The organism is Pseudomonas sp. P5_B2 (genome assembly GCF_056400445.1).
In genome coordinates, this window is record NZ_JBFULH010000377.1 from 1 (window position 1) to 3,962 (window position 3,962).

Annotated in this window: 7 protein-coding genes; all 7 read right to left on the reverse strand. The window is 53.7% G+C overall.

Annotated elements, in window-relative coordinates; all coding sequences use genetic code 11:
• Positions 1 to 186: 186 nt before the first annotated feature.
• The gene (rplQ, locus tag AC1DRJ_RS20725) at positions 187 to 573 is read right to left on the reverse strand and encodes a 50S ribosomal protein L17 (protein ID WP_007918448.1); all 387 of its coding nucleotides are present in this window, start codon (positions 571 to 573) and stop codon (positions 187 to 189) included.
• 42 nt (positions 574 to 615) lie between these two features.
• The gene (locus tag AC1DRJ_RS20730) at positions 616 to 1,617 is read right to left on the reverse strand and encodes a DNA-directed RNA polymerase subunit alpha (RefSeq protein WP_003186012.1); all 1,002 of its coding nucleotides are present in this window, start codon (positions 1,615 to 1,617) and stop codon (positions 616 to 618) included.
• Positions 1,618 to 1,639: 22 nt separating this feature from the next.
• Complete coding sequence (rpsD, locus tag AC1DRJ_RS20735; protein WP_003210056.1) at positions 1,640 to 2,260, reverse strand: 30S ribosomal protein S4; 621 nt, start codon at positions 2,258 to 2,260, stop codon at positions 1,640 to 1,642.
• A gap of 18 nt (positions 2,261 to 2,278) precedes the next feature.
• Positions 2,279 to 2,668, reverse strand: a complete 390-nt coding sequence (gene rpsK, locus AC1DRJ_RS20740; protein ID WP_002555466.1) for a 30S ribosomal protein S11 — start codon at positions 2,666 to 2,668, stop codon at positions 2,279 to 2,281.
• Between the two features lie 30 nt (positions 2,669 to 2,698).
• On the reverse strand, positions 2,699 to 3,055 hold the full coding sequence (gene rpsM, locus AC1DRJ_RS20745; RefSeq protein ID WP_477803785.1) for a 30S ribosomal protein S13: 357 nt from the start codon (positions 3,053 to 3,055) through the stop codon (positions 2,699 to 2,701).
• A 130-nt stretch (positions 3,056 to 3,185) separates the two neighbouring features.
• A complete protein-coding gene (gene rpmJ, locus AC1DRJ_RS20750; protein ID WP_002555468.1) occupies positions 3,186 to 3,302 on the reverse strand; it encodes a 50S ribosomal protein L36 in 117 nt (38 codons plus the stop codon).
• A 27-nt stretch (positions 3,303 to 3,329) separates the two neighbouring features.
• A partial coding sequence (locus AC1DRJ_RS20755; RefSeq protein WP_477803786.1) for a preprotein translocase subunit SecY occupies positions 3,330 to 3,962 on the reverse strand: 633 nt, incomplete at its 5' end.

Consider the following 3,962-nt stretch of genomic DNA (forward strand, 5'->3'; position numbering starts at 1 on the left):
ATTGACCATTGATCAGGAAGGCTACAAATTCATTAATTTGCAGAGATCAATAGAAAAATACTACCAACGGATCCCGTTCCCAGCATGACGGCATAGACCGCAAAGAAGCTTGTATAAACAACGCGTGTTTATTACAGACACAAAAAACCGGGCACTAGGCCCGGTTCTTCGTTTCAGACTGACGTCTTACTCGGCGGATACAGCTTCGCCGGCAGTAGCACGATCAACCAACTCGACGTACGCCATAGGCGCGTTGTCGCCAGTGCGGAAGCCGCACTTGAGGATGCGCAGGTAGCCACCCTCACGGGTAGCATAACGCTTGCCCAGGTCGTTGAAGAGCTTACCAACGATAGCTTTCGAACGAGTACGGTCGAAAGCCAGACGGCGGTTAGCCAGGCTGTCTGTCTTGGCCAAAGTGATCAGCGGCTCAGCAACGCGACGCAGTTCTTTAGCTTTCGGCAGTGTAGTTTTGATCAGCTCGTGCTCGAACAGCGACACTGCCATGTTTTGAAACATGGCCTTGCGGTGCGAGCTAGTGCGGCTCAGGTGACGACCACTTTTACGATGACGCATGGTTCATTCCTTACCAAACACGACGTTCGGTGATTACGACGATCAGGCAGTCGCCTTGTCGTCCTTCTTAAGACTTGCAGGCGGCCAGTTGTCGAGGCGCATGCCGAGGGACAGACCGCGGGAGGCCAGAACGTCCTTGATTTCAGTCAAGGATTTCTTGCCAAGGTTCGGAGTCTTCAACAGCTCTACTTCGGTACGCTGAATCAGGTCACCGATGTAGTAGATGTTTTCCGCCTTAAGGCAGTTAGCCGAACGTACAGTCAGTTCCAGATCGTCAACCGGGCGAAGCAGGATCGGATCGATCTCGTCTTCCTGCTCRACAACCACTGGCTCACTGTCACCYTTGAGRTCGACGAACGCAGCCAACTGCTGTTGCAGRATGGTTGCAGCRCGGCGGATAGCCTCTTCAGGATCCAGAGTACCGTTGGTTTCCAGATCAATAACCAGCTTGTCCAGGTTAGTACGCTGCTCGACACGGGCGTTTTCCACCACGTATGCGATACGGCGAACCGGGCTGAACGAAGAGTCAAGCTGCAAGCGACCGATGCTGCGGCTTTCGTCTTCATCGCTCTGACGCGAGTCTGCCGGTTCATAACCACGACCACGAGCTACAGTGAGCTTCATGTTCAGGGCGCCGTTAGACGCCAGGTTAGCGATTACGTGATCGGGGTTAACGATCTCGACATCATGATCCAGCTGAATATCGGCAGCGGTAACCACCCCCGAACCCTTCTTCGACAAGGTCAGCGTAACTTCGTCACGACCGTGCAGCTTGATAGCCAGACCTTTAAGGTTCAACAGGATTTCAATTACGTCTTCCTGTACGCCTTCGATGGCGCTGTACTCATGGAGTACACCGTCAATCTCGGCCTCGACTACTGCACAGCCGGGCATTGAGGACAACAGGATGCGGCGCAGCGCGTTGCCCAGGGTGTGGCCAAAACCACGCTCGAGAGGCTCGAGAGTGATCTTGGCGCGGGTTGGACTGACAACCTGCACATCAATGTGGCGGGGTGTCAGGAACTCATTTACCGAAATCTGCATGGATGCACCTATTTTCTAGCCCTTACTTGGAGTAGAGCTCGACAATCAGGCTTTCGTTGATGTCGGCGGACAGATCACTGCGAGCTGGAACGTTCTTGAAAACGCCCGACTTCTTCTCAGTGTCTACTTCTACCCATTCTACGCGGCCACGTTGGGCACACAGATCGAGAGCTTGGACAATGCGAAGTTGGTTCTTTGCTTTCTCGCGAATCGCGACCACGTCACCAGCACGAACCTGGTACGACGGTACGTTTACGGTCTGACCGTTAACGCTGACGGATTTGTGCGATACCAGCTGACGGGATTCGGCACGAGTAGAGCCAAAACCCATACGGTATACAACGTTGTCCAGACGGCATTCGAGCAGTTGCAGCAGGTTCTCACCAGTTGCACCTTTCTTGCCAGCAGCTTCTTTGTAGTAGCCGCTGAATTGACGCTCGAGAACGCCGTAGATACGACGGACCTTCTGCTTTTCACGCAGTTGGGTGCCGTAATCGGACTGGCGACCGCGGCGTTGGCCGTGGATACCAGGTGCTGCTTCAATGTTGCACTTCGATTCGATCGCGCGCACGCCGCTCTTCAGAAAGAGATCGGTGCCTTCGCGACGAGCGAGTTTGCATTTTGGACCAATGTAACGAGCCATTCTTTACAATCTCCTGGATTACACGCGGCGCTTCTTCGGCGGACGGCACCCGTTGTGCGGGATTGGCGTCACGTCGGTGATGCTGGCGATCTTGTAGCCACAGCCGTTCAAAGCGCGGACTGCAGATTCACGACCTGGGCCTGGACCTTTGACGTTAACGTCGAGGTTTTTCAGACCGTATTCCAGCGCAGCTTGACCAGCACGTTCAGCAGCTACTTGAGCAGCAAACGGGGTGGACTTGCGGGAACCGCGGAAACCCGAACCACCAGAGGTAGCCCAAGAAAGAGCGTTGCCTTGACGGTCGGTGATGGTCACGATTGTGTTGTTAAAAGATGCATGGATGTGGGCAATGCCATCAACCACTGTCTTTTTAACTTTTTTACGAGGACGAGCAGCAGGTTTAGCCATGATTAATTTCCTGTCGATTCGCTGGGGCGATTACTTGCGGATCGGCTTACGCGGACCTTTACGGGTACGCGCGTTAGTCTTGGTACGCTGACCGCGCACTGGAAGACCACGACGATGACGCAGACCGCGATAGCAACCGAGGTCCATCAAACGCTTGATTTTCATGTTGATTTCGCGACGCAGGTCACCTTCAGTGGTGAACTTCGCCACTTCGCCACGCAGCTGTTCAATCTGCTCGTCGCTCAGATCTTTGATCTTTGCGGCTGGGTTTACCCCAGTCACTGCACAGATCTTCTGTGCAGTAGTGCGACCAACACCATAGATGTAGGTCAGCGAGATAACAGTATGCTTGTTATCTGGAMTGTTAACGCCTGCAATACGGGCCATTCAGTGGGACTCCAATTGACCGCTACCTACGCCCCGGAAGCCAAGAAATAGGGCGCGAGATAATATCGCTGTAATAACAAATAATCAACCCGGTAGCGCACGAGCTACCGGGCTTGAAGCACAATCACACTCAGCCTTGGCGCTGTTTGTGACGCGGTTCCGCGCTGCAAATTACTCGAACGACACCTTCGCGGCGAATAATTTTGCAGTTACGGCACAGCTTTTTCACCGATGCACGAACTTTCATCACCAACTCCTCGAACCTTATGGGTACTCAGCGCAACATGCCGCTGCCGTAACCCTTCAGGTTGGCTTTCTTCATCAGGGATTCGTACTGGTGCGAAACGAGGTGCGATTGTACTTGGGACATGAAGTCCATCACAACCACGACGACGATCAGCAACGAGGTCCCGCCAAGGTAGAACGGTACGTTTGCTGCAACCACCAGGAACTGGGGCAACAGACACACGGCCGTCATGTAAAGAGCACCGAACATGGTCAAGCGGGTCAGAACGCCATCAATATAGCGTGCAGACTGCTCACCTGGACGGATGCCCGGAATAAAGGCACCGGACTTCTTCAGGTTTTCCGCTACGTCTTTCGGATTGAACATCAACGCCGTATAGAAGAAGCAGAAGAAAATAATCCCTGCACTAAACAGCAGAATATTCAACGGCTGACCAGGAGCGATCGACTGCGAGATGTCCTGCAACCAGCCCATACCTTCAGACTGACCGAACCAGGCACCCAACGAAGCCGGGAACAGCAAAATGCTGCTCGCGAAAATGGCCGGAATAACACCGGCCATGTTCACCTTCAGCGGCAAGTGGCTAGTCTGCGCAGCAAAAACCTTACGGCCCTGCTGACGCTTGGCGTAGTGAACAGCAATACGACGCTGACCACGCTC

Excerpts from the sequence above, each read along its gene's own strand:
- rpsD (WP_003210056.1), bottom strand. The coding sequence starts at position 2,260 with ATGGCTCGTTACATTGGTCCAAAATGCAAACTCGCTCGTCGCGAAGGC.
- rpsK (WP_002555466.1), bottom strand. The coding sequence starts at position 2,668 with ATGGCTAAACCTGCTGCTCGTCCTCGTAAAAAAGTTAAAAAGACAGTG.
- rpmJ (WP_002555468.1), bottom strand. The coding sequence starts at position 3,302 with ATGAAAGTTCGTGCATCGGTGAAAAAGCTGTGCCGTAACTGCAAAATT.
- rplQ (WP_007918448.1), bottom strand. The coding sequence starts at position 573 with ATGCGTCATCGTAAAAGTGGTCGTCACCTGAGCCGCACTAGCTCGCAC.